This window comes from Klebsiella ornithinolytica, from assembly GCF_030505655.1.
GTDB lineage: Bacteria > Pseudomonadota > Gammaproteobacteria > Enterobacterales > Enterobacteriaceae > Klebsiella > Klebsiella ornithinolytica.
Genome location: NZ_CP130153.1, coordinates 5,323,862 through 5,344,593 on the forward strand (window position 1 = coordinate 5,323,862; position 20,732 = coordinate 5,344,593).

Sequence of the window (20,732 nt, forward strand, 5' to 3'; positions counted from 1 at the left end):
CAGTGCAGCTAAGCGTAGCCCAGCCGCAGGCACTCCGCAGGTTAGACGGGACATTTGCCAGCACGAAAGAGAAAAGAAAAAGAGAAAAGAAGAGGAGGCCTGGGCCTCCTCCGGGACGAGGGTTAACGGAGTTATGCCTGACGCAGATTCTGCGCGGCTTTCACCATGTTAGCCAGCGCGGCGCGGGTTTCCGGCCAGCCGCGAGTTTTCAGGCCACAGTCCGGGTTGACCCACAGACGCTCTGCCGGGATACGCTGCGCCGCTTTCTCCAGCAGTGCTTCAATCCACTCCACGCTCGGAACGTTCGGCGAATGGATGTCATACACGCCCGGTCCGATTTCGTTCGGGTATTCGAACTCTTCAAACGACTCCAGCAGCTCCATGTCAGAACGCGAGGTTTCAATGGTGATCACGTCCGCATCCAGCGCGGCAATCGAATCCATGATGTCGTTGAACTCGCAGTAGCACATATGGGTGTGGATCTGGGTATCATCCCGCGCCACCGCGGCATTGATCCGGAAGGCTTCCACGCCCCACTGCAGATAAGCATCCCAGTCGCTACGCTTGAGCGGCAGTCCTTCACGCAGCGCCGGCTCATCAATCTGGATGATACCGATACCGGCCGCCTCCAGATCCGCCACTTCGTCACGCAGCGCCAGCGCAATCTGTTTGGCGATGGTTTCGCGACTGACGTCTTCACGCGGGAATGACCAGCAAAGAATCGTCACCGGACCGGTCAGCATGCCTTTCACCGGCTTGTCGGTCAGCGACTGGGCAAACTTCGCCCACTCAACGGTGATTGCTTCCGGGCGACTGACATCCCCGATGACCACCGGCGGCTTCACGCAGCGGGAGCCGTAGCTCTGTACCCAACCGTTTTGCGTGAAGATGAACCCGTCGAGATGCTCACCGAAGTACTCCACCATGTCGTTACGCTCGGCTTCGCCGTGAACCAGAACATCTAGCCCTAAACGTTCCTGCTCAACAATCGCCTGCTTGATATGCTCCGCAATACCGGTGCGATAGTGGTTGGCATCGAGATTGCCTTTTTTGAAGTCCAGACGCAGGCCACGGATCTCGGTAGTCTGTGGAAAAGAGCCGATGGTCGTGGTCGGCCACGCCGGTAGATTGAAGCGCGTACGCTGCGCCCTGGCGCGTTCAGCATATGGGCTGTTGCGCTGGCTGTCCTGAGCGGTAATGGCCGCCAGACGTTTTTCTACCGCCGCATTATGTACGCGGGTAGAGTGACGGCGAGCCTGAATCGGCGCGCTCCATTCAACCAGTTTTGCGGTCTCACCGCTATTCAGCGCATCGCGCAGAAGGGCCAGCTCGGTACATTTCTGCAGGGCAAAAGCGAACCAGCTTTTCACTTCCGCATCGAGACGGGTTTCCACGCTCAGGTCGATCGGGCTGTGCAACAGGGAGCATGAAGTCGCGATCCACAGCGCACGCTGGCCGACGATGTCTTTAATTTGCGCATACTTCTCCGTCAGATCGGCGCGCCAGACGTTACGGCCGTTGATCAGGCCCGCAGAGAGCAGCCAGTCGGCTGGCAGACGCCGGTGCAGATCGGCCACATCATCTTTACCGTGAACCAGGTCAACGTGCAGACCCTGCACCGGCAGCGCGGTGATGGTGTCGAGGTTGGCGGTGATGCCTTCAAAGTAGGTGGTCAGCAGCAGCTTAACCTGACCTGCGAGCGCGTCATACGCCGGTTTGAACGCCTCCAGCCACGCCTGCGGCAGTTCCAGCACCAGAGCCGGCTCGTCAATCTGTACCCACTCGATGCCGCGTTTTGCCAGCTCTGCCAGCACCTGCTGGTAAACCGGCAGGATATCCTTCAGCAGGCTCAAACGGTCAAACTGTTCGCCTTTGACTTTGCCCAGCCACAGATAAGTGACCGGCCCCAACAGGACGGGTTTAACCTTATGACCAAGCGCCAGCGCTTCGTCCACTTCATCCAGCAGCTGGGTCCAGGTCAGTTTGAACGACTGCCCTTTCACAAACTCTGGCACCATGTAGTGATAGTTGGTGTTAAACCATTTGGTCATTTCTGCCGCTGCCGCCGGTTCGCCGGTCGGCGCACGGCCGCGGCCAATGCGGAACAGGGTATCGATATCAACCGAGCCATCTTTGTTCTGATGACGAGCCGGCACGTTACCCAGTAGCAGGCTGGTAGTCAGAACATGGTCGTACCAGGCGAAATCACCCACCGGCAGCAGGTCAACGCCCGCCTGCTTCTGCTGCTCCCAGTGACGGGCGCGCAGCTCGCGGCCCACCGCCAGCAGTTCTTCGCGGGTTGAGTTACCCGCCCAGTAGCTCTCTTGCGCTTTTTTCAGCTCGCGACGTAGACCAACGCGAGGGAAACCGAGGGTGTGATTAATAATTGTCATTTTTTGAGCCTCATGATTGCAATCCGAAAGATTTCGGATTCAGGGAAGGCGGCAAACTTGCTCATTCCCAGGAGCTTACTGAAGTAAGTGACCGGGGTGAGGAAGTGCGGCCAACGCACCATAAATTCGAAAGATAAAGGATTTAGACGTCCAGATGTTTACACATCCATAATTGGCGGTTACTGTATATTCCTCAAGCGCAAATTATTCATGCCGAAGTGAAGGACTTTCATGATCGAAATAAAACACCTGAAAACGCTACAGGCGTTGCGGAATAGCGGGTCGCTGGCAGGCGCTGCGGCAGCTCTGCATCAAACTCAGTCCGCCCTGTCTCACCAGTTCAGCGATCTGGAACAACGCCTTGGCTTCCGCTTGTTTGTGCGTAAAAGTCAGCCTCTGCGCTTCACCCCACAGGGGGAGATCCTGCTCCAGCTGGCAAACCAGGTTCTGCCGCAAATCAGCCGCGCGCTGCAGGACTGCCACGAGCCGCAGCAAACCCGTCTGCGCATCGCTATCGAGTGTCATAGCTGTATACAGTGGTTGACCCCGGCGCTGGAGAGTTTCCGCGCCCGCTGGCCGCATGTCGAAGTGGATTTTCAGTCCGGCGTAACCTTTGACCCGCAGCCAGCTCTGCAGCAAAGCGAGCTGGACCTGGTCATGACCTCCGATATCCTGCCGCGTAGCGGCCTGCACTATTCGCCTATGTTCGATTTTGAAGTTCGCCTGGTGCTGGCGCCGGAGCATCCGCTGGCAGCGAAAACGCGCATCTCGCCGGAAGATCTGGCATCGGAACTGCTGTTGATTTATCCGGTTCAGCGCGGTCGCCTGGATATCTGGCGCCACTTCCTGCAGCCGGCCGGCATCAGCCCGCAGCTCAAAAGCGTCGACAATACCCTGCTGTTAATCCAGATGGTCGCCGCGCGGATGGGCATCGCCGCCCTGCCGCACTGGGTGGTGGAAAGTTTTGAGCGCCAGGGTCTGGTCGTCACCAAAACCCTGGGCGAAGGACTGTGGAGCCGACTGTACGCCGCGGTACGCGACGGCGAGCAGCGCCAGCCGGTCACCGAAGCGTTTATTCGCTCAGCGCGGAATCACGCTTGCGATCATTTGCCGTTTGTCCGGAGTGCGGAGCGACCCAACGGCGATGGACCCACAGTGAGGCCAGGATCACCAGAGCTCCTGTAATAAAGCTCGGCCAGTGGGGCTGTTCTTGCCAGATGGCAAGGTTAACCAGCAGCCCGGCGGGGACATGCACGTTATTCATAATGCCCAGCGTTCCGGCATCCACCTGCGTGGCCCCGTAGTTCCACATAAAGTACCCCAGCCCCGACGCTGCCACGCCCAGCCAGACCAGGACACCCCACTGTAGGGTTGTGGTTGGCAGCCTCTGCGGATTGCCCAGCATAAACCAGGCCGCCACTGCCACCAGGAAAGCCCCCATATAGAACCACGCAAACGCGTTGTGCTGCGGCATAGGACGTAGCTCCATCAGCCGCTTATAGCCCACCATTCCGATAGCAAAGCTAAGGTTCGACAGCTGAACCAGCAGCAGCCCCGTCCAGAAATGATCGCTCACTTTGTCATAGCGAATAATGGCCGCGCCCAGCACCGCCAGCCCCGCGCTCAGCAGATATCCCCAGCGGAGCTTGCGTCCGCTGAGCAGATCGTAAATCAGCGTGATATAAAGCGGCGTAAAGACGGTAAACAGCAGGAATTCAGACACCGTCAGGTACACATAGGCGCGGAATGCCAGCAGGTACATGATGCCAAGCTGCATGGCGCCGACCAGCATGTAGAGCACGATAGTACGCGGCGATTGCCCGCGGGTACGCAGAAACGGCAGAAACACCAGTGCCGCCAGCCCCACGCGCATTAGCACGGAAAAGTAGCTATCGACGCTGCCAGCCAGGTATTCGCCTATCAGGCTAAAGGAAAAAGCCCACAGGATAGTGGTAATAATCAGTAGCGCCACAATGAATGTCTCTCAGGAAGAAGAGCACTCATTGTAGCGGAGAGTCAGGTTGACGACTGAGCAATAAACAAACAGTCGTCAATCTTTATCAGGCGAGATAGAGCTTACGCAGATAGTGCGGCACCGCATCGTCAGCGTTGCTGCCGATCACTTCCAGATCCGGATGCAGGTCTTTCAGCCGCTGGTGAGCATTCTGCATAATGCAGCCTTTTCCCGCCATCGACAGCATTTCTGCGTCGTTCATGCCATCACCAAAAGCGATGCAGTCTTTCAGGCGATAGCCCAGCATTTTGGCGACCGCTTCCAGCGCATGCCCCTTCGACACGCCACCGGCCATCACTTCCAGACAGGTCAGCGTGGAGAAGCTGACGTTCACGCGATCGCCCCAGCGGGCGTTGATCGCCTGCTCCAGCGGCAGCAGATGCTCATGATCCTCGCAGGTGAAAAACACTTTGCTGCTCCCCTGCGGATCAAGCTCGCCCGCTTCGTAGAGCTGATAGTTGAAGACGGCCTCTTTGAAAAAACGCATCTCTTCCGGGCGGTGGCGGTTCATATACCACTCATCTTCGCGGTAGACGTTGGTCACCACTTTCGGGTCATTGCGCATCATTTCAAACAGATCGGCCGCAATGTCGCGGTCAAGGTTATGGGCAAAGATCTGTTTCCCCTCGCCGTCGTGCACGCGCGCGCCGTTGGAGGTGATCATGTAGGACCGGATGCCGAGATTATCGCGAATCTGACCGACATCGATGTAATGACGACCGGTGGCAAAGACAAAATCGATCCCGCGCGCGGTCAGCAGCTGCAGCGTCTCTTTTGCGTAGGGAGTTAAGTAGTGATCGGGAGAAAGCAGCGTGCCATCTAAGTCAGACGCAACAACCTGGTACATAAAAATTTTAACCTCTAAGCAGGGCGACGAGCGTTTTCGTCGGATTCATTGTGTCGACTGAAAAAATCGACGATGGCATTCAGCGCGACTGAGCGCATGGCGTCCTTTTCAAAAAGGATCTCATGGTATGCCCCTTCTATAACAAGCGGCTTATTACCTTCGCAGGGCCGACCTGCCGCGGCACGGAGTTCGCAGTAGCGTTCGTGCATGCGGTTATCGACTACGCGTTCTTCTTCTGCCTGCAATAACAATGTGGGAGTGGTGTCTTTCTCTACGCCCGCCAGCGCCTCTTCACCTGCGAGGATCCCCTCACGCACCCAGTGGTAGGTTGGCCCGCCGACGCGCAGCTGTGGTTCATCGGCATAGAAGCGCAGATTACGACGATAGCGTTGGCGACTGTGCGTCAGCACGTTGACCGAAAAGGGCAGCGCCCGCCAGCGACCGGTACCCAGCGCATACTCTTCACGAATGCGCTGATGGCCCTCAGCCCAATCGAGAATATGGCGTACCATCCAGTCCGGGAAACGCATGACGATACCGAACATAGGCGCGCACAGCGCAATAGCGTCGCAATGCTGCTGGTGACGCTGCAAAAACAGCGTCGCAATGGCGCCCCCCATCGAATGGGCGAGGATAAACCTTTTTCGCCAGTGGCCGGGGGCAACTTCCTGCTGCCAGAGCGCAGCCAGATCGTCAACATAATCGCTAAAGCGCACCACGTGGCCGCGATGGCTGTCGGTCAATATTCGCCCGGAACGCCCCTGGCCGCGATGGTCGATAATCATCACGTCGAAACCGCTGTGGAACAGATCGTAAGCCAGCTCGGCGTATTTCACGTAGCTTTCAATACGCCCCGGACAGATGACCACGACCCGATCGTTTTCTTTGGCGCAAAAGCGAACAAAACGGACCGGGACATCATCAACGCCCCTGAATTCCGCCTCTTCCCGCTGATGCCAGAAATCGGTAAGTGGCCCCATCGTAAAAGCCGCAAACGCGTTTTCTCGTGTATCCCAATCCTTTTGCTGCCGAAACATCGGGCTTACACCCCTGTTAACCACTGAAAATCGTTTTTTTAGCGCGCATCACACAATGCTTACGCAATAGCGTATTGTGGCATAAAAACAGACAACCAGGGAGTTTCTCATGACGTTCGAGTGGTGGTTCGCCTATCTGCTGACATCCATTATCCTCAGCCTGTCGCCAGGTTCCGGGGCCATTAATACCATGACGACCTCGATCAACCACGGCTACCGCGGCGCGGCCGCCTCGATTGCCGGATTACAAACCGGACTGGCGATTCATATCGTCCTTGTTGGTATCGGCCTGGGAACGCTGTTTTCCCGCTCGGTGCTGGCCTTCGAGGTGCTGAAGTGGGCCGGGGCGGCTTATCTTATCTGGCTGGGTATTCAGCAATGGCGCGCGGCGGGATCGCTCAATCTCAATACCCTGGCAAAGGCGCAAACGCGTGGAAAACTGTTCCAGCGCGCGGTTTTCGTCAACCTGACCAACCCGAAAAGCATTGTCTTTCTGGCGGCCCTGTTCCCGCAGTTTATCGTGCCGCATCAGCCGCAGGTCATGCAGTATCTGGTTCTCGGCGTTACCACGATTGCGGTGGATATCATCGTGATGATTGGCTACGCGACGCTGGCGCAGCGTATTGCGGCATGGATTAAAGGACCGAAACAGATGAAGGCGTTGAACAAAGTCTTCGGATCGTTGTTTATGCTGGTGGGCGCGCTGTTGGCTTCCGCACGCCATGCCTGAGGCGAGAACCCCGGTTTGCCTTCAGCAAACCGGGAAAACCAGCGCTTAGCGCGAAATGATCAGATGAATACCGAAACCGGCGAACAGCGTTCCGGCAATGCCGTCGATCCATTTTGCCATCCGCTGGTAACCACGACGCATAGCCGGTAAGGCAAACAGGCTGGCCACGACGGTAAACCAGGCCAGCGTTTCCAGAACGATCAGCAGGAAAATCCCCCAGCGCTCGCCCGTGCCGACGTTATCGCCGACAAAGAGTGAGAAGACGGAACCAAAATAGATAATCGCCTTCGGGTTAGCGAGGTTGGTCAGCAGCCCTTTCAGGAAGCTACGGCCACTGCGGGCCAGCTCGACCTGCGGCTCCGGCGCCGGCGCATCGCTTTTCTTCAGCGCACCGCGCAGCATCTGATAGCCCATCCAGCACAGGTATAAGCCGCCGCCGACCATAATAATGGTGTGCAGCCAGGCCATTTTTTCGATAATCAGGTGCAGGCCAAGCAGCGCGACGCCCGCCCAGACCATGACGCCACAGGTAATCCCCAGCACGCCCATCAATGCCTCTTTACGAGAACGGCTAACGGCGGTCTGAGAAACAAAGAAAAAGTCCGGACCTGGACTCATCAGCGCAATGATATGCACCAGCGCGACGGTGAGGAAAAGCATCAGCATGATTGAACCCTAATCTATCGGCAATTTGGATCGCAGGAATATAGTGAAGACCGAAACTATCCTGACACTTTTTCGTCCGGCTGACTACTCATCTTCACCATCAATGTGCGCGCGGATCAGCGCCATAAACTCTTTCCCGAAACGCTCCAGTTTTCGCGTTCCCACGCCGTTCACGCTCAGCATCTCGCCGGCGGTTATCGGCGACTGCTCCGCCATTTCGATCAGCGTCGCATCGTTAAATACAACGTACGGCGGGATATTTTCTTCATCGGCAATCGCTTTACGCAGCTTGCGCAGCTTGGCGAACAGCTTGCGGTCGTAATTGCCGCCGAAGGATTTTTGCATCGCCTTCGGCTTCAGCGCCACGATACGCGGAACGGCGAGCTGCAGCGGAACCTCGCCACGCAGCACGGGACGCGCGGCTTCGGTCAGCTGCAGCGCCGAATGCTGGGCGATGTTTTGCGTGACCAGGCCAAGATGAATCAGCTGACGAATCACGCTCACCCAGTGTTCATGGCTCTGTTCGCGACCGATGCCGTATACCGGCAGCTTGTCATGCGCCATTTCGCGGATACGCTGATTATTCGCCCCGCGCAGCACCTCCACCACATAGCCCATGCCAAAGCGCTGATTCACGCGGTAAATGGTCGAGAGCGCCTTACGCGCATCCATTAATCCGTCGTACTGCTTCGGCGGATCGAGGCAGATATCACAGTTGCCGCATGCTTCCTGGCGCCCTTCGCCAAAATAGTTCAGCAGTACCAGACGGCGGCAGGTTTGCGCTTCGGCAAAAGCGCCCATCGCGTTCAGCTTATGGCGTTCAATATCCTGCAGCGGCCCGGCGGGTTTCTCCTCCAGACAGCGACGCAACCACGCCATATCGGCCGGATCGTAAAACAGCATCGCTTCCGCCGGCAGGCCATCGCGACCGGCGCGACCGGTTTCCTGATAGTAGGATTCAATATTACGGGGAATGTCGAAGTGCACCACGAAGCGGACGTTGGGTTTATTGATCCCCATGCCGAAAGCTACCGTGGCCACCACGATTTGCAGATCGTCGCGCTGAAATTTCTCCTGCACATCCGCACGAACGTCGTTCTCCAGCCCGGCATGGTAGGCGGCCGCGCTGATTCCACGGCTTTGCAGTCGAGCGGCGGTATCTTCCACTTTCGAACGGCTGTTGCAGTAGATAATGCCCGATTTGCCGCGCTGGTCCTGCACGTAGCGCATCAGCTGATCGAGCGGTTTAAACTTCTCCATCAGCATGTAGCGGATGTTCGGGCGGTCGAAGCTGCTGACCTGAATCAGCGGGTCATTCAACCCCAGCAGGCGAACGATATCGCGGCGGGTGGTGTCATCGGCGGTGGCGGTGAGCGCCATAAACGGGATCTGCGGCACGCGCTGGCGCAGCTGGCCCAGGGCAGCATATTCCGGCCGGAAATCATGTCCCCACAGGGAAATACAGTGCGCTTCATCCACCGCCACCATTGCCAGGTTCCAGTGGCTGAGATGCTCAAGGAAGTTATCCAGCATCAAGCGTTCGGGGGCGATATACAGCAGGCGAATCTGCCCACTGCGACAGCCGGCCATGACTTCCTGCTGCTGTTCGCGGCTCTGGGTCGAGTTAAGACAGGCAGCGGCCACGCCGTTCGCCAGCAGCTGGTCGACCTGATCTTTCATCAGCGAGATCAGCGGCGATACCACCACCGTCAGGCCGCCCAGCACCAGCGCGGGCACCTGATAGCACAGCGATTTGCCGCCGCCGGTGGGCATTACGACCAGGCAGTCACGCCCGCCCAGCGCCGTATCGATAATGGTTTCCTGGCCTGGGCGAAACTGCTGGTAGCCGAAGGTTTCCTGTAAAACCTGCTTTGCCAGCAATGTTTGATTCAATACTTCCGCCTGCGCCACGTTGACCCCGTCTGCCTGAAAAGAAAACAGGCGCTATTTTCAGCGCCAGTGAGCCAGAGTGCAACGATTAAAACAGATCGTTGAGCGTCACACCGACGCCAACCCGGGTCTGGTTAAAGTTATAATCAATGAGCGACTCGCCATAACCGCTGTAGACCTGGGTGTAGAAACGCACGTGGCGGGTGATCGGATAGCTGACGCCGAGCTCTGCGCCGCCATAACCGCTGTTCCAGTTATATTGCCCCTGGGCGCTCAGGATAGCGTCACCGAGTTGATAACCAACCTTCAGGCGGTAATAGCCCATATATTTCGTGATATCCGGATTATCGTTGGTGCTCCCGACAACGTACCAGGGCTTCACCTCCACCAGCCAGTTGCCATTTTGCGCCATCAGGCGGGCATACAGGCGGTTCCAGCTGCGGGAAGTGGGATCCGAGCGGCCGTTAGAATCGTGGTTGTAACCCATTTCGACATCACGCAACGTCCAGCCGGCAAGCTGGTAATCCGTCGCAAAACCCAGGAACAGCTGCGGTTCATAGTTGGTTTCACGAAACGGCGCGGACTCTTTGCTGTTGGAGAGCTGCCACCAGGACTTCTGCGTATAGGAAGCCCCGAGCAGCGAGTTCTCGCCGAGGATCCCTCGCCACAGCGGAAACGCCAGACTGAGCTGGAATTTCACTTCGTCCTTGCGGGCATTTTCCGCCCAGTCATAGCTGGAGATCGCTTCCTTGTTGATATCGCTACTCCACGTATAGAGCAGGTAGTTGCTCTCGTAGGGATACAGCAAGAAAGGATTATCATGGTCCTGCAACAGGTTAGCGATAATGCTACCGCGTACCGCAGGGGTATCATGAACAGGATGACTAACCGGCGCATCCTGCGCCAAAACGCCAGCCGGAAGCGCGCTCAGCGCTAACAGCCAGGCCAAAGAGATACGCATTACTGTTCTCCTGAATGAGTGATTATTATTTCTGTTTTACCCGGCATCATTCTACCTGTTTACGGGCTCCCCGCCCGGTTATCCGTTCTGAAAGTGGAAATCACCGTTTTAGAAGCATAAAATCAACATTTCATTAACGAATGGATACAATCGTCATGTCTGAACTCACAGCCGAAGCCGCCCTTAAGCTGGTGGGAGAAATCTTTGTCTACCACATGCCTTTTAATCGCGCCTTAGGACTGAAGCTGGAGCGTTACGAAAAAGAGTTTGCTCAGCTCAGCTTTAAAAACCAGCCTATGATGGTTGGCAACTGGGCGCAAAGTATTCTGCATGGCGGGGTCATCGCCTCCGCGCTGGATGTGGCCGCAGGGCTGGTGTGCGTGGGCAGTACGCTGACCCGGCATGACACCATTAATGAAGAAGAGTTACGCCAGCGGCTGTCGCGGATGGGGACCATCGATCTGCGCGTTGATTATCTGCGCCCTGGGCGCGGCGAGCACTTTACCGCCACCAGCAGCCTGTTGCGCGCCGGGAATAAGGTCGCGGTCGCCCGCGTGGAGTTGCATAACGAAGATCGGGTCTATATCGCCAGCGCCACGGCGACGTATATGGTGGGTTGATCGCGGTAAATAAAGTAACATCGTTGTTTTGGCGTAACGGATTTTACCGATGGATGCAAAACAAACGCGGCTGGGGGTGATGCTGGCTCTTGCCGCCTATTTTATCTGGGGCATCGCACCTGCCTACTTCAAACTTATCTACTATGTTCCCGCCGATGAAATCCTGACGCATCGCGTGATCTGGTCATTCTTTTTTATGCTGGCGTTAATCAGCCTCAGCCACCAGTGGCCGCAGGTGAAAAAACTGCTGCATATGCCGCGCAAGATTTTCCTGCTGGCGCTGTCGGCGGTGCTGATTGGCGGTAACTGGCTGCTCTTCATCTGGGCGGTGAATAACCACCACATGCTGGAGGCCAGTCTCGGCTACTTCATTAACCCGCTGGTGAATATTGTGCTGGGGATGATTTTCCTCGGCGAGCGTTTTCGCCGCATGCAGTGGCTGGCGGTGCTGCTGGCCGTGTGCGGTGTGCTGGTACAGCTGTGGACCTTTGGTTCGCTGCCGGTTATCGGCCTTGGGCTGGCCTTCAGCTTTGCCTTTTACGGGCTGCTGCGTAAAAAGATCGCCGTGGATGCGCAAACCGGAATGTTAGTTGAAACCCTGTGGCTCCTGCCGGTCGCCGCCGTATACCTGTTTGCCATCGCCGACAGCCCAACCAGCCATATGGGAGAGAACCCGTGGTCGCTGAACCTGCTGCTGATGGCGGCGGGCGTTGTCACCACGATTCCTCTGCTGTGCTTTACCGGGGCCGCCACCCGCCTGCGTCTCTCCACGCTGGGATTCTTCCAGTATATTGGTCCGACGCTGATGTTCCTGCTGGCGGTCGTATTTTACGGGGAAATGCCGGGGGCAGATAAGATGGTGACCTTCGCCTTTATCTGGGTAGCGCTGGCGGTGTTTATCGTCGATGCGCTGTATACCCAGCGCCGGCTGCGTCGGGCATAACGTCACTACCTCCACATCACGCACCTGCCTCTCGTGCGTAGAGGCAGGTGCGTTATTTTACTGCTCGGTGAGCTCCAGTTCGGCAATCAGGGGTAAATGATCGCTGGCGGATGACCAGTTAAAGGCCGGTGAGTTGTGCGGCACCTCGATGTTTTTCACATTCCATTTTTGCCCTTTGAAGGTGAAAATATGGTCAATATCTATTGCCGGGTTAACCGCAGGCCAGGTGCGGTAATCCGTCCCCTGCTTCGCCACGGGGTTAAAGAAATAACCGACCTCTTTTAGCGGCTGCTCATCGTGCGTGGAGTTAAAATCACCCGCGAGAATTTTGATTGATGAGGCGATATCTTTGAAGTCCGATGGGGCATCGCCGATGCTCACGTCCAGAAGATGGCGGACCTGCTCAATGCGCATCGTCGGATCTTTTTGCCAGTCGAGATGGGTCACCATCACCAGCACCGGGCTATCAAAGCCGGGAACGGCGATTTGCGCCAATAGCGCTATTCGCTGCTCGGCATCCCCTGACGGCAGTTTAATAACCTGAGTGTGCTCAATTTTATATTTAGACAGAATACCGACACCGTACTCTCCGCCGTCGAACTCCAGCGCTTTGCCGAAGGCATAGTGGTAGCCGTTAGCGTCCGCGATGGTTTTGAGCTGATCGATTTTTCGGCTTCTGGCGGTTTTATTATCGACTTCCGGAACCGCAATAATATCGGCGCCAATGTTCTTAATCGCTAAATTGAGTGAAGTAAAATCCGCAACGTTATCGGAAGCTTCATTCTTGCCGATGTTATAGGTCGCAATCTTCAGCTGAGGATAATTCTCGGCATAGACTTTATCCGCAACGCCGCCTTTTTGAACCGCGAGAATTTCATTACCTGCAAGTTTTTCAACAGCTTGTGCATTGACAGAGAGGCAGGCAAGAGCCAGAAATGTTAATGTAAAGATACTTTTCATTGTAAAATTTCGCCTTTTTTTACCGGGAATATTGCGATGGTAACAATTATCCCCCCCCCTTTTTGTGATACACGGCCCACACTTCTGGTGCGCAGAGAATTAAGCGGCGGCGATAATAAAAGCATATTTCCGGTGGCCACCGCGATGGCAGCCATAAAGGCAAAAAAAAGCCGGCCCCCCCAGAAGGGAGCCGGCTTTGATATAATTTATTGTTTTAAAGCCAGTTTTTACGCTTGAAGTAGAGATACGGCGCCAGACCGGCAAGCATCATAAAAACAATCGCGCCGGGATAGCCAAAGCTCCAGTGCAGCTCCGGCATAAACTCGAAGTTCATCCCGTAGCTGGAAGCCACCAGCGTAGGCGGCAGGAAGACCACGGAAACCACCGAGAAGATCTTGATGATGCGGTTCTGCTCGATGTTGATAAAGCCCATCGCCGCTTGCATCAGGAAGTTGACCTTCTGGAACAGCGATTCGTTGTGCGGCAGCAGGGATTCGATATCTCGCAGGATTTCGCGCGCCTGCTCCAGCTGCCCCGCAGGTAAACGCGCCTTGCGCACCAGGAAGTTCAGAGCGCGCTGGGTATCCATCAGACACAGACGGACCTTCCAGCCGATATCTTCCTGCTCGGCAAGCGTTGAGAGCGCGTCATCGTACTCATCGCCCTGACGACCTTCCATGATCACGCGGCTGAGTTTTTCCAGGTCGCTATAGATATTTTCGATTTCATCCGCCAGCTGTTCGATTTTGGTTTCGAACAGATCCAGCAGCAGTTCATAGGCGTTGCCATCAACCATTAGCTGGTTGCGAACGCGCATGCGATAGAGGCGAAATGCCGGTAATTCACGTTCGCGCAGGGTAAACAGGCGCCCTTCACGAATCGTAAATGCCACGGTGGAGTTACCGGCGTGATCCTCTGCATCTTCAAAAAAGAAAAAAGAGTGAATGTGTAAACCGTCTTCATCTTCGAAGAAACGCGCCGATGCTTCGATATCTTCCAGTTCCGGGCGCGTTGCCAGGTTCTGACCCAATTCCGTCTGCACGCGGCTTCGTTCTTCGTCGTCGGGCTCGACCAGATCGACCCACACCGAACTGGCGAGATGCTTGATCTCATCAGCTTCCAGGCGTGTTAAACGATTATTTTCCAGTTGAAATGCGCTCAGCATGACCGGGACTCCCAATGCAAAAAAATTATCGGACAGTTCGGTGGGCACACAGAAACAATTTGGGTTTCAGACCATTAAGCCTGACTCAGAGCGACGGGTATGACGGGTCGCTGACAACCGCTAAGGCTATCAGCATAAGAGGATAGCCTTAGGAGTTGTTCCTGACGGACAGGAAGTTGAGCCAGCATCTACTGGGTGTGTCCAAGGCGAATGTCCTCTTAGCGTAATCGTGCGCGCATGTTACGCCAGCACAAAAACGGCGTCAACACGCAACGGAACGCTAAAGAGCAAATCCTGCCCTTTAGCATATAAGGCTAGCAGATTATTACAAAAAAACGATATTTTTCTTACTGTTACACTGTTTCCAGCCGGGCATAGGCCGCCACTAACCATTTAATACCTTGCCCCTGGAAGGCGACCTGCAAACGGCTATGCTCGCCGCTGCCTTCCAGATTCACGATGGTGCCTTCGCCAAACTTCGGATGGCGTACGCGCTGTCCCAGTTTGTAGCCAGTATCGTTTTCCGCCATCGGCGTCCCCATCCGCTGATGGCTGACCGGACGGCTCACCGTCGCGCGCAGGCGTACCTCTTCCACACAGGCCTCCGGCAGCTCGCCGATAAAGCGCGACGGGCGATGGTAAACCTCTTTGCCGTACAGACGGCGGGTTTCCGCATAGGTGAGAGTCAGTTTCTGCATCGCGCGCGTCACGCCGACGTAAGCCAGGCGACGCTCCTCTTCCAGTCGGCCACCTTCATCCAGCGCCATCTGGCTCGGGAACATCCCCTCTTCCACGCCGACGATAAACACCTGCGGGAACTCCAGACCTTTCGCCGAGTGCAGCGTCATCAGCTGCACCGCATCCTGCCAGGTATCCGCCTGCCCTTCACCCGCTTCCAGCGCGGCGTGAGAAAGGAAGGCCTGCAGCGGCATTAAATCCTCATCTTCATCGTTGTAGCTGAACTGGCGCGTTGCCGTCACCAGCTCTTCTAAGTTTTCTATCCGCGTCTGGCCTTTTTCGCCCTTTTCCTGCTCGTACATCGTCCGCAGGCCGGAGTCGTTAATCACCCGGTCGGTCTGCACATGCAGCGGCATATCCGCCGTCTCCTGCGCCAGGGCGTCAATCAGCTCCATAAAGCGTTGCAGCGCGCTGGCGGCGCGCCCGGCGAGGACTTTATCTTTTAACAGCTCGCGGCAAGCCTGCCACAGCGTGAGCTGACGGTCGCGCGAGGTCTGGCGCACCACGTCCAGCGTGCGGTCGCCGATACCGCGAGTGGGCGTATTCACCACCCGCTCAAACGCCGCATCGTCGTTACGGTTGGCGATCAGGCGCAGATAGGAGAGCGCATCTTTGATCTCCTGGCGTTCGAAGAAGCGCATGCCGCCATAGATACGGTACGGCATGCTGGCCTGCAGCAGCGCCTCTTCCAGCACGCGCGACTGGGCGTTACTGCGGTAGAGAATGGCGCACTGCTCAAGCGCCCCGCCGTTCTCCTGCCAGGTTTTGATGCGGTTGACGACAAAGCGCGCTTCATCAAGATCGTTAAACGCGCAATAGAGGGAGATAGGCTCACCGTCGGCCCCGTCGGTCCACAGCTTTTTGCCCAGACGCCCGCTGTTGTTTTCAATCAGGGCGTTAGCGGCGCTCAGGATATTGCTGGTCGAGCGGTAGTTCTGCTCCAGGCGGATGGTCTGCGCGCCGGGGAAATCGGTGAGAAAGCGCTGAATATTCTCCACCTGGGCGCCGCGCCAGCCGTAGATCGACTGGTCATCATCCCCCACAATCATCACCTTGCCGCTATCGCCCGCCAGCAGGCGAATCCAGGCATACTGGATGTTGTTGGTATCCTGAAACTCATCCACGAGGATGTTGGTGAAGCGTTCGCGGTAGTGCTGGAGAATATGCGGTTTATTGAGCCACAGCTCGTGCGCGCGCAGCAGCAGTTCAGCAAAGTCCACCAGACCAGCGCGATCGCAGGCCTCCTGATAGGCCTGATAAACTTTCTGCCAGGTCTGTTCCACCGGGTTGCCGTAGCTCTGAATATGATGCGGGCGCAGCCCTTCATCTTTCTGGCTATTGATGTACCACATCGCCTGACGCGGCGGCCACTGCTTCTCGTCGAGGTTCATCGCCTTAATCAGACGCTTCAGCAGACGCAGCTGGTCTTCGCTATCGAGGATCTGAAAATCTTGCGGCAGGTTAGCGTCCAGATGGTGGGCCCGCAGCAGGCGATGCGCCAGCCCGTGGAATGTCCCGACCCACATGCCGCCCTGGGTTGTCCCCATCAGCTGGCCAATACGATGGCGCATCTCCGCTGCCGCTTTGTTGGTAAAGGTCACCGCCATAATCGAATACGGTGAGCAGTTTTCCACGCTCAGCAGCCAGGCAATACGGTGTACCAGAACCCGCGTCTTACCGCTGCCCGCTCCCGCCAGAACCAGCATATTGGTGCGTGAAGCGGCTACGGCTTCACGCTGTTTATCATTGAGGCTGTCGAGCAGGTAAGAAACGTCCATTGGCACCGCCGGAAATGAGCTGCCCGGCCACGCATCGTCTACCGGGCATACTGTTAATATATACAGAACTAGTGGTGATTATATCAGCGAGGTCAGAGATGCCAACCGTGAAATTTCAATGTGCGGCAGCAGGCGGCTGTCGGTCGCACGCATCAGATCGGCCCCCTGCGGTTTGATCCAGCAGGCCTGCATGCCGCAGCGAATAGCGCCCGCCACATCGGTGGTCAGATCATCCCCCACGTGAAGTATCCGATCCAGCGGCAAATCAAGACGCTCCGCCGCCAGATGATACATATCGGCAAAGGGTTTCGATCGCCCGTCCGGACCAGCACGCAGAACAAAACGGAAATAGTCGCTCAAACCAAAGAGTTCAGGTTGCGCGTTGCCGTTGGTCACCGCCACCAGCGGCCATTTCTCCGCCAGCGCAGCCAGCGTATCGTGAGTTTCACGCGGCACATCGATCAGACTCCGCCAGTGGGCAAAATTCGCCATTGCCGCATCCGCGCCCGCGGCAGCCTGCCCGGGAGAGAGCCCGGCATTGGTCATCCCCAGCACCAGCGCGCGTCGCCGCCACTCGGTCACGTCGTGGTAAATCTCCGGTTCTGTCTCGAGCAGCGTCTGACGCAGCTGTTGCAGCTCGTTCGCATCAAACCGGCTCAGTGACGGATGGTAGCTGCGCACAAAGGCCAGCGACTCGTGCAGCGTCCGGTCGATGACCGGGCGGTTGTCGTAAAGGGTGTCGTCCAGGTCAAACGTCAGTGCAGAAATTTGGCCCAGCGGTCGGTAAAAACGCATTATTTCCCCCGTTTGGCGCGCGGATGCGCCGCATCATACACCGAGGCAAGGTGTTGAAAATCAAGATGGGTATAGATTTGAGTCGTCGAGAGATTGGCATGACCCAGCAGCTCCTGTACGCCGCGCAGATCGCCGCTCGACTCCAGCATATGGGTGGCAAAGGAGTGGCGCAGTTTATGCGGATGCACGTGGCTATTCAGCCCCTGCTTAATGCCCCACTCGGCAAAGCGCTTCTGCACATTACGCGCGGAAATACGTTTCCCGAGTTTAGATAAAAACAGCGCATCGTCATCCGTGCCAAACAGACCGCGTAAATCGAGCCAGTGTTCGATCCACGCCACCGCGCTGCGCCCAATCGGCAGACGGCGTTCTTTGCTTCCTTTGCCCATCACCCACACCTCCCCGGATTCCAGATCGAGGTGTTTAATATCAAGATTGACCAGCTCGGAGAGACGCAGACCCGCGCCGTACATGACCTCCAGCATCGCCCGATCGCGTACCGCCAGCGGATCGTTAAGATCGATATCCAGCAGCCGGTTGACATCATCGACATCAATATTTTTAGGTAAGTGACGGGGAATTTTCGGGGCGGAGATACCTTTCGCCGGGTTCGCCGCCAGCTCGCCCTGCGCCACCAGCCAGTCAAAGAAACTGCGCAACGCGGAAAGCCGCAGCGCAAGACTTGCCGGCCCCAGGCCCTGTTTACGGCTACGGACCGCCAGGCCACGAACCTGAGCGGCATCGCACTGCTGCCAGCTTTTGAGCCCCGCCTGTTCAGCGAGCGCCATCAGCGCATCAAGCTGACGCCGGTAGTTCAGTAGCGTGATCGGGCTCAGCTGACGCTCCACGCCCAGGTAGCGTAGAAAGCGGTCAACGGCGGTGAATAAGGGAGAGTCGGTCATGCGCGTTCAACCCAGCGCTCCAACAGACCCGGCAGCATTAACGCAATTTCCTGCAGCAGCTGCGTTCCCTGGCCTTGTTGATAATGCTGGGCATCGCGACTGCTGAAAAGCATCACGCCAGGGGCGTCATCGCCGCCCAGCAGCGACATCGCCACCGAGCCGATAGCTTTCGCTTCCGGCAGCACCACCAGCAGTTCAGGTCCGTGCAGCGGCCCGAGATAATGACGAGCCTGCCCAAGACGCTGAATGCGGATCGGCTCAAATGCCTGCCGGCTTAGCGCCAGATGGGTGAATTTTGACGGTGCGCCCAGCCGCCAGCTATCGGGAAACAAACGCACCGTCGCGCCCGCCAGCCCTATCTCGCGCGCCCAGCGATGAAAACGGTTCAGCATCTCATCAAGGCTTTCCGCCGCCGCCAGCCGCGTCTGCAGATGCAGCAGACGCTGGAACAGGCTCTCATTCGCCGTTGCCTGCTCCATCAGCAGCATCATGTTCTCTTCCAGCACGTTGATATGGTTACGTGCCCGCACCATGTGCCATTCCACCAGCGAGATCGAGCCGCGTACCGGATGCGGAACGCGCATGTGCTCGACCAGCGCAGCATTACGAATAAAAAATTCAGGATGTTGCAACAGATAGTCCACCACCGCGCGGTCATTCAGCGCGCCGGTGATTTCCTGCTGTTCTTCCCCGACTTGTTTCATAAGTGAATAAATCCGTCGTAGACATGTGCCGCCGGGCCAGTCATAAACAACGGTTGGCCCGGGCCTTTCCAGGCGATATCAAGACGCCCGCCTGGCAATTCCACGCGTACTTCTTCGGCCAGCAGTCCCTGTTGGATACCAACCGCTACCGCCGCACAGGCCCCGCTGCCGCAGGCCTGAGTTTCGCCTGCGCCGCGTTCATAAACACGCAGACGAATGCGATCGCGCTCAACCACCTGCATAAAACCGATGTTGGCGCGCTCCGGGAAGCGTTCGTGGCTTTCCATCACCGGACCGAGAGTTTCCACCGCGGCGGTTTCCACATTATCGACCTGAATGACGCAGTGCGGGTTCCCCATCGAGACCACGCCGCACAATACTGTCTGCTCGGCGGCGCGCATAATATAGGTCTTTTCCGCTTTGTTGGCGCGGAAGGGTACCTGAGAGGGCTCGAAGTTCGGCTCCCCCATGTTGACGCGCACCAGATCGTCTTCCGTTACGCTTAATACCATACGACCGTTCGCCGTGCTCACGCGGATGTCACGTTTATTGGTCAGGCCTTTCAGACGGACAAATCGGGCAAAGCAGCGCGCGCCGTTACCGCACTGCGACACTTCGCTGCCGTCGGCGTTGAAGATACGATAATGGAAATCCAGATCCGGATCGTAAGGCGGCTCAACAACCAGCAGCTGATCGAAACCGACGCCCAGATGCCGATCCGCCAGGCGGCGAATCAGCTCCGGTGAGAAAAAAACATTCTGCGTTACCGCGTCAACGACCATAAAGTCGTTGCCAAGGCCATGCATTTTAGAGAACTGCATCATCTACTCCAGTCGCGCGGAACAGAACGTTATCGTTAATAGTTTACCTGGGTCGGGCCGCCGCTATCGCCGCGATCGTTACGATCTGGCGCCGAGCTCTGGATACCGCTATTGACCGGTTTGGTTGGCGGAGCCGCCGTCTTTTCTGCCGGAGGGAAATAAAGCGGTCCCTTCAGACCACAGCCGGTCAGGCTGAAGATCGCCAATAAAACGGCAAGCGTTGGAAAAACGTTTTTCATTGATAGTTGCCCGTGATTCACTCTTTCTGCTTTCTATCATCGCAGGAGAAGACGTAAAAGCAAGCGTTTAGCATCCGACTGCGCGCGCTTTTGTTTCGCGCTATACTGCCGCCATCTTCAAAAAAGCAGGGTAGAACCATGAACGACAGTGAATTCCATCGCCTGGCTGATAGCCTGTGGATGACCATCGAAGAGCGTCTGGACGAGCGGGACGGCGATAGCGATATCGACTGTGAGATCAACGGCGGCGTGCTGACTCTCAGTTTTGAGAACGGCAGCAAAATTATTATCAACCGTCAGGAGCCGCTGCATCAGGTGTGGCTGGCGACCAAGCAAGGCGGCTACCATTTTGATCTTAAAGGTGATGAGTGGGTGTGCGACCGCAGCGGTGAAACCTTCTGGGATCTGCTGGAGCAGGCGGCGACCCGGCAGGCTGGCGAAGCCGTGAGTTTTCGCTAAGCCCGCGCTTTCATCGTAACCGGAAAAGCAAAACCCCGGCGAAAACACAACGTCGCCGGGGAAATAGTGA

General features: G+C 56.8%; 21 protein-coding genes. 5 read left to right on the forward strand and 16 right to left on the reverse strand.

Going from position 1 to position 20,732, the window contains the following annotated elements; translation table 11 throughout:
- Positions 1–131: 131 nt before the first annotated feature.
- Entirely contained in the window at positions 132–2,393 is a 2,262-nt protein-coding gene (gene metE / locus Q1L34_RS25175; RefSeq protein ID WP_004869646.1) for a 5-methyltetrahydropteroyltriglutamate--homocysteine S-methyltransferase, read from the reverse strand.
- Positions 2,394–2,624: 231 nt separating this feature from the next.
- Here metE and metR point away from each other — a divergent pair, with 231 nt between their 5' ends.
- Positions 2,625–3,578: an HTH-type transcriptional regulator MetR gene (gene metR / locus Q1L34_RS25180; protein ID WP_004869643.1), complete on the forward strand. Its 954-nt coding sequence runs from the start codon at positions 2,625–2,627 to the stop codon at positions 3,576–3,578.
- On the opposite strand, the gene Q1L34_RS25185 is transcribed toward metR, so the two are convergent.
- The 3 genes from Q1L34_RS25185 to pldB form a co-directional block, all read right to left on the reverse strand.
- Complete coding sequence (locus tag Q1L34_RS25185; RefSeq protein WP_004869640.1) at positions 3,466–4,365, reverse strand: carboxylate/amino acid/amine transporter; 900 nt, start codon at positions 4,363–4,365, stop codon at positions 3,466–3,468. The genes metR and Q1L34_RS25185 overlap by 113 nt on opposite strands.
- 88 nt (positions 4,366–4,453) lie before the next feature.
- A complete protein-coding gene (gene yigL / locus Q1L34_RS25190; RefSeq protein ID WP_163980683.1) occupies positions 4,454–5,254 on the reverse strand; it encodes a sugar/pyridoxal phosphate phosphatase YigL in 801 nt (266 codons plus the stop codon).
- A gap of 14 nt (positions 5,255–5,268) precedes the next feature.
- On the reverse strand, positions 5,269–6,291 hold the full coding sequence (gene pldB, locus Q1L34_RS25195) for a lysophospholipase L2 (RefSeq protein ID WP_004869634.1): 1,023 nt from the start codon (positions 6,289–6,291) through the stop codon (positions 5,269–5,271).
- A 109-nt stretch (positions 6,292–6,400) separates the two neighbouring features.
- Between pldB and rhtB the strand changes: the two genes are divergently transcribed.
- Positions 6,401–7,021 (forward strand): homoserine/homoserine lactone efflux protein, encoded by a 621-nt coding sequence (gene rhtB / locus Q1L34_RS25200; RefSeq protein ID WP_004869632.1) that lies wholly within the window; start codon positions 6,401–6,403, stop codon positions 7,019–7,021.
- 45 nt (positions 7,022–7,066) lie between these two features.
- On the opposite strand, the gene rhtC is transcribed toward rhtB, so the two are convergent.
- The 3 genes from rhtC to pldA all read right to left on the reverse strand — a co-directional run bounded on the left by rhtC (position 7,067) and on the right by pldA (position 10,538).
- Positions 7,067–7,687, reverse strand: a complete 621-nt coding sequence (gene rhtC, locus Q1L34_RS25205; protein WP_015585398.1) for a threonine export protein RhtC — start codon at positions 7,685–7,687, stop codon at positions 7,067–7,069.
- Positions 7,688–7,771: 84 nt separating this feature from the next.
- Positions 7,772–9,598 carry an ATP-dependent DNA helicase RecQ gene (gene recQ / locus Q1L34_RS25210; RefSeq protein WP_327204316.1) on the reverse strand — a complete coding sequence of 609 codons (1,827 nt, stop codon included), beginning with the start codon at positions 9,596–9,598 and terminating at the stop codon, positions 7,772–7,774.
- 67 nt (positions 9,599–9,665) lie between these two features.
- On the reverse strand, positions 9,666–10,538 hold the full coding sequence (pldA, locus tag Q1L34_RS25215) for a phospholipase A (RefSeq protein WP_004869621.1): 873 nt from the start codon (positions 10,536–10,538) through the stop codon (positions 9,666–9,668).
- Between the two features lie 155 nt (positions 10,539–10,693).
- Here pldA and yigI point away from each other — a divergent pair, with 155 nt between their 5' ends.
- Positions 10,694–11,158, forward strand: a complete 465-nt coding sequence (gene yigI / locus Q1L34_RS25220; RefSeq protein WP_004869617.1) for an acyl-CoA thioesterase YigI — start codon at positions 10,694–10,696, stop codon at positions 11,156–11,158.
- 49 nt (positions 11,159–11,207) lie between these two features.
- Positions 11,208–12,101: an EamA family transporter RarD gene (gene rarD / locus Q1L34_RS25225; RefSeq protein ID WP_325993573.1), complete on the forward strand. Its 894-nt coding sequence runs from the start codon at positions 11,208–11,210 to the stop codon at positions 12,099–12,101.
- 57 nt (positions 12,102–12,158) lie between these two features.
- Here the strand turns inward: rarD and Q1L34_RS25230 are convergent, their stop codons facing one another.
- The 9 genes from Q1L34_RS25230 to lptM all read right to left on the reverse strand — a co-directional run bounded on the left by Q1L34_RS25230 (position 12,159) and on the right by lptM (position 20,203).
- On the reverse strand, positions 12,159–13,061 hold the full coding sequence (locus Q1L34_RS25230) for an endonuclease/exonuclease/phosphatase family protein (protein WP_327204317.1): 903 nt from the start codon (positions 13,059–13,061) through the stop codon (positions 12,159–12,161).
- Positions 13,062–13,275: 214 nt separating this feature from the next.
- On the reverse strand, positions 13,276–14,226 hold the full coding sequence (gene corA / locus Q1L34_RS25235; protein WP_004869610.1) for a magnesium/cobalt transporter CorA: 951 nt from the start codon (positions 14,224–14,226) through the stop codon (positions 13,276–13,278).
- A 148-nt stretch (positions 14,227–14,374) separates the two neighbouring features.
- Positions 14,375–14,431, reverse strand: coding sequence for a YsgD/CorL family protein (gene ysgD / locus Q1L34_RS28445; RefSeq protein WP_350028775.1), 57 nt, complete (start codon positions 14,429–14,431; stop codon positions 14,375–14,377).
- A gap of 148 nt (positions 14,432–14,579) precedes the next feature.
- Positions 14,580–16,742 (reverse strand): DNA helicase II, encoded by a 2,163-nt coding sequence (uvrD, locus tag Q1L34_RS25240; protein ID WP_004869607.1) that lies wholly within the window; start codon positions 16,740–16,742, stop codon positions 14,580–14,582.
- A 78-nt stretch (positions 16,743–16,820) separates the two neighbouring features.
- The gene (gene yigB, locus Q1L34_RS25245) at positions 16,821–17,537 is read right to left on the reverse strand and encodes a 5-amino-6-(5-phospho-D-ribitylamino)uracil phosphatase YigB (protein ID WP_048024896.1); all 717 of its coding nucleotides are present in this window, start codon (positions 17,535–17,537) and stop codon (positions 16,821–16,823) included.
- The gene (gene xerC, locus Q1L34_RS25250; RefSeq protein WP_004869598.1) at positions 17,537–18,439 is read right to left on the reverse strand and encodes a tyrosine recombinase XerC; all 903 of its coding nucleotides are present in this window, start codon (positions 18,437–18,439) and stop codon (positions 17,537–17,539) included. Before xerC ends, yigB begins: the two co-directional genes overlap by 1 nt.
- Positions 18,436–19,143: a DUF484 domain-containing protein gene (locus tag Q1L34_RS25255; protein ID WP_004869595.1), complete on the reverse strand. Its 708-nt coding sequence runs from the start codon at positions 19,141–19,143 to the stop codon at positions 18,436–18,438. Before Q1L34_RS25255 ends, xerC begins: the two co-directional genes overlap by 4 nt.
- The gene (dapF, locus tag Q1L34_RS25260) at positions 19,140–19,964 is read right to left on the reverse strand and encodes a diaminopimelate epimerase (protein ID WP_004869591.1); all 825 of its coding nucleotides are present in this window, start codon (positions 19,962–19,964) and stop codon (positions 19,140–19,142) included. Before dapF ends, Q1L34_RS25255 begins: the two co-directional genes overlap by 4 nt.
- A 35-nt stretch (positions 19,965–19,999) precedes the next feature.
- Positions 20,000–20,203, reverse strand: coding sequence for an LPS translocon maturation chaperone LptM (lptM, locus tag Q1L34_RS25265; protein ID WP_015585402.1), 204 nt, complete (start codon positions 20,201–20,203; stop codon positions 20,000–20,002).
- Positions 20,204–20,341: 138 nt separating this feature from the next.
- Between lptM and cyaY the strand changes: the two genes are divergently transcribed.
- The gene (cyaY, locus tag Q1L34_RS25270; protein ID WP_004869588.1) at positions 20,342–20,662 is read left to right on the forward strand and encodes an iron donor protein CyaY; all 321 of its coding nucleotides are present in this window, start codon (positions 20,342–20,344) and stop codon (positions 20,660–20,662) included.
- Positions 20,663–20,732: the final 70 nt, after the last annotated feature.

Bases quoted from the DNA above. Each gene is read 5' to 3' on its own strand.
- metE (WP_004869646.1), bottom strand. From the start codon at position 2,393: ATGACAATTATTAATCACACCCTCGGTTTCCCTCGCGTTGGTCTACGT.
- metR (WP_004869643.1), top strand. From the start codon at position 2,625: ATGATCGAAATAAAACACCTGAAAACGCTACAGGCGTTGCGGAATAGC.
- yigL (WP_163980683.1), bottom strand. From the start codon at position 5,254: ATGTACCAGGTTGTTGCGTCTGACTTAGATGGCACGCTGCTTTCTCCC.
- pldB (WP_004869634.1), bottom strand. From the start codon at position 6,291: ATGTTTCGGCAGCAAAAGGATTGGGATACACGAGAAAACGCGTTTGCG.
- rhtB (WP_004869632.1), top strand. From the start codon at position 6,401: ATGACGTTCGAGTGGTGGTTCGCCTATCTGCTGACATCCATTATCCTC.
- rhtC (WP_015585398.1), bottom strand. From the start codon at position 7,687: ATGCTGATGCTTTTCCTCACCGTCGCGCTGGTGCATATCATTGCGCTG.
- pldA (WP_004869621.1), bottom strand. From the start codon at position 10,538: ATGCGTATCTCTTTGGCCTGGCTGTTAGCGCTGAGCGCGCTTCCGGCT.
- yigI (WP_004869617.1), top strand. From the start codon at position 10,694: ATGTCTGAACTCACAGCCGAAGCCGCCCTTAAGCTGGTGGGAGAAATC.
- rarD (WP_325993573.1), top strand. From the start codon at position 11,208: ATGGATGCAAAACAAACGCGGCTGGGGGTGATGCTGGCTCTTGCCGCC.
- Q1L34_RS25230 (WP_327204317.1), bottom strand. From the start codon at position 13,061: ATGAAAAGTATCTTTACATTAACATTTCTGGCTCTTGCCTGCCTCTCT.
- corA (WP_004869610.1), bottom strand. From the start codon at position 14,226: ATGCTGAGCGCATTTCAACTGGAAAATAATCGTTTAACACGCCTGGAA.
- uvrD (WP_004869607.1), bottom strand. From the start codon at position 16,742: ATGGACGTTTCTTACCTGCTCGACAGCCTCAATGATAAACAGCGTGAA.
- yigB (WP_048024896.1), bottom strand. From the start codon at position 17,537: ATGCGTTTTTACCGACCGCTGGGCCAAATTTCTGCACTGACGTTTGAC.
- xerC (WP_004869598.1), bottom strand. From the start codon at position 18,439: ATGACCGACTCTCCCTTATTCACCGCCGTTGACCGCTTTCTACGCTAC.
- Q1L34_RS25255 (WP_004869595.1), bottom strand. From the start codon at position 19,143: ATGAAACAAGTCGGGGAAGAACAGCAGGAAATCACCGGCGCGCTGAAT.
- dapF (WP_004869591.1), bottom strand. From the start codon at position 19,964: ATGCAGTTCTCTAAAATGCATGGCCTTGGCAACGACTTTATGGTCGTT.
- lptM (WP_015585402.1), bottom strand. From the start codon at position 20,203: ATGAAAAACGTTTTTCCAACGCTTGCCGTTTTATTGGCGATCTTCAGC.
- cyaY (WP_004869588.1), top strand. From the start codon at position 20,342: ATGAACGACAGTGAATTCCATCGCCTGGCTGATAGCCTGTGGATGACC.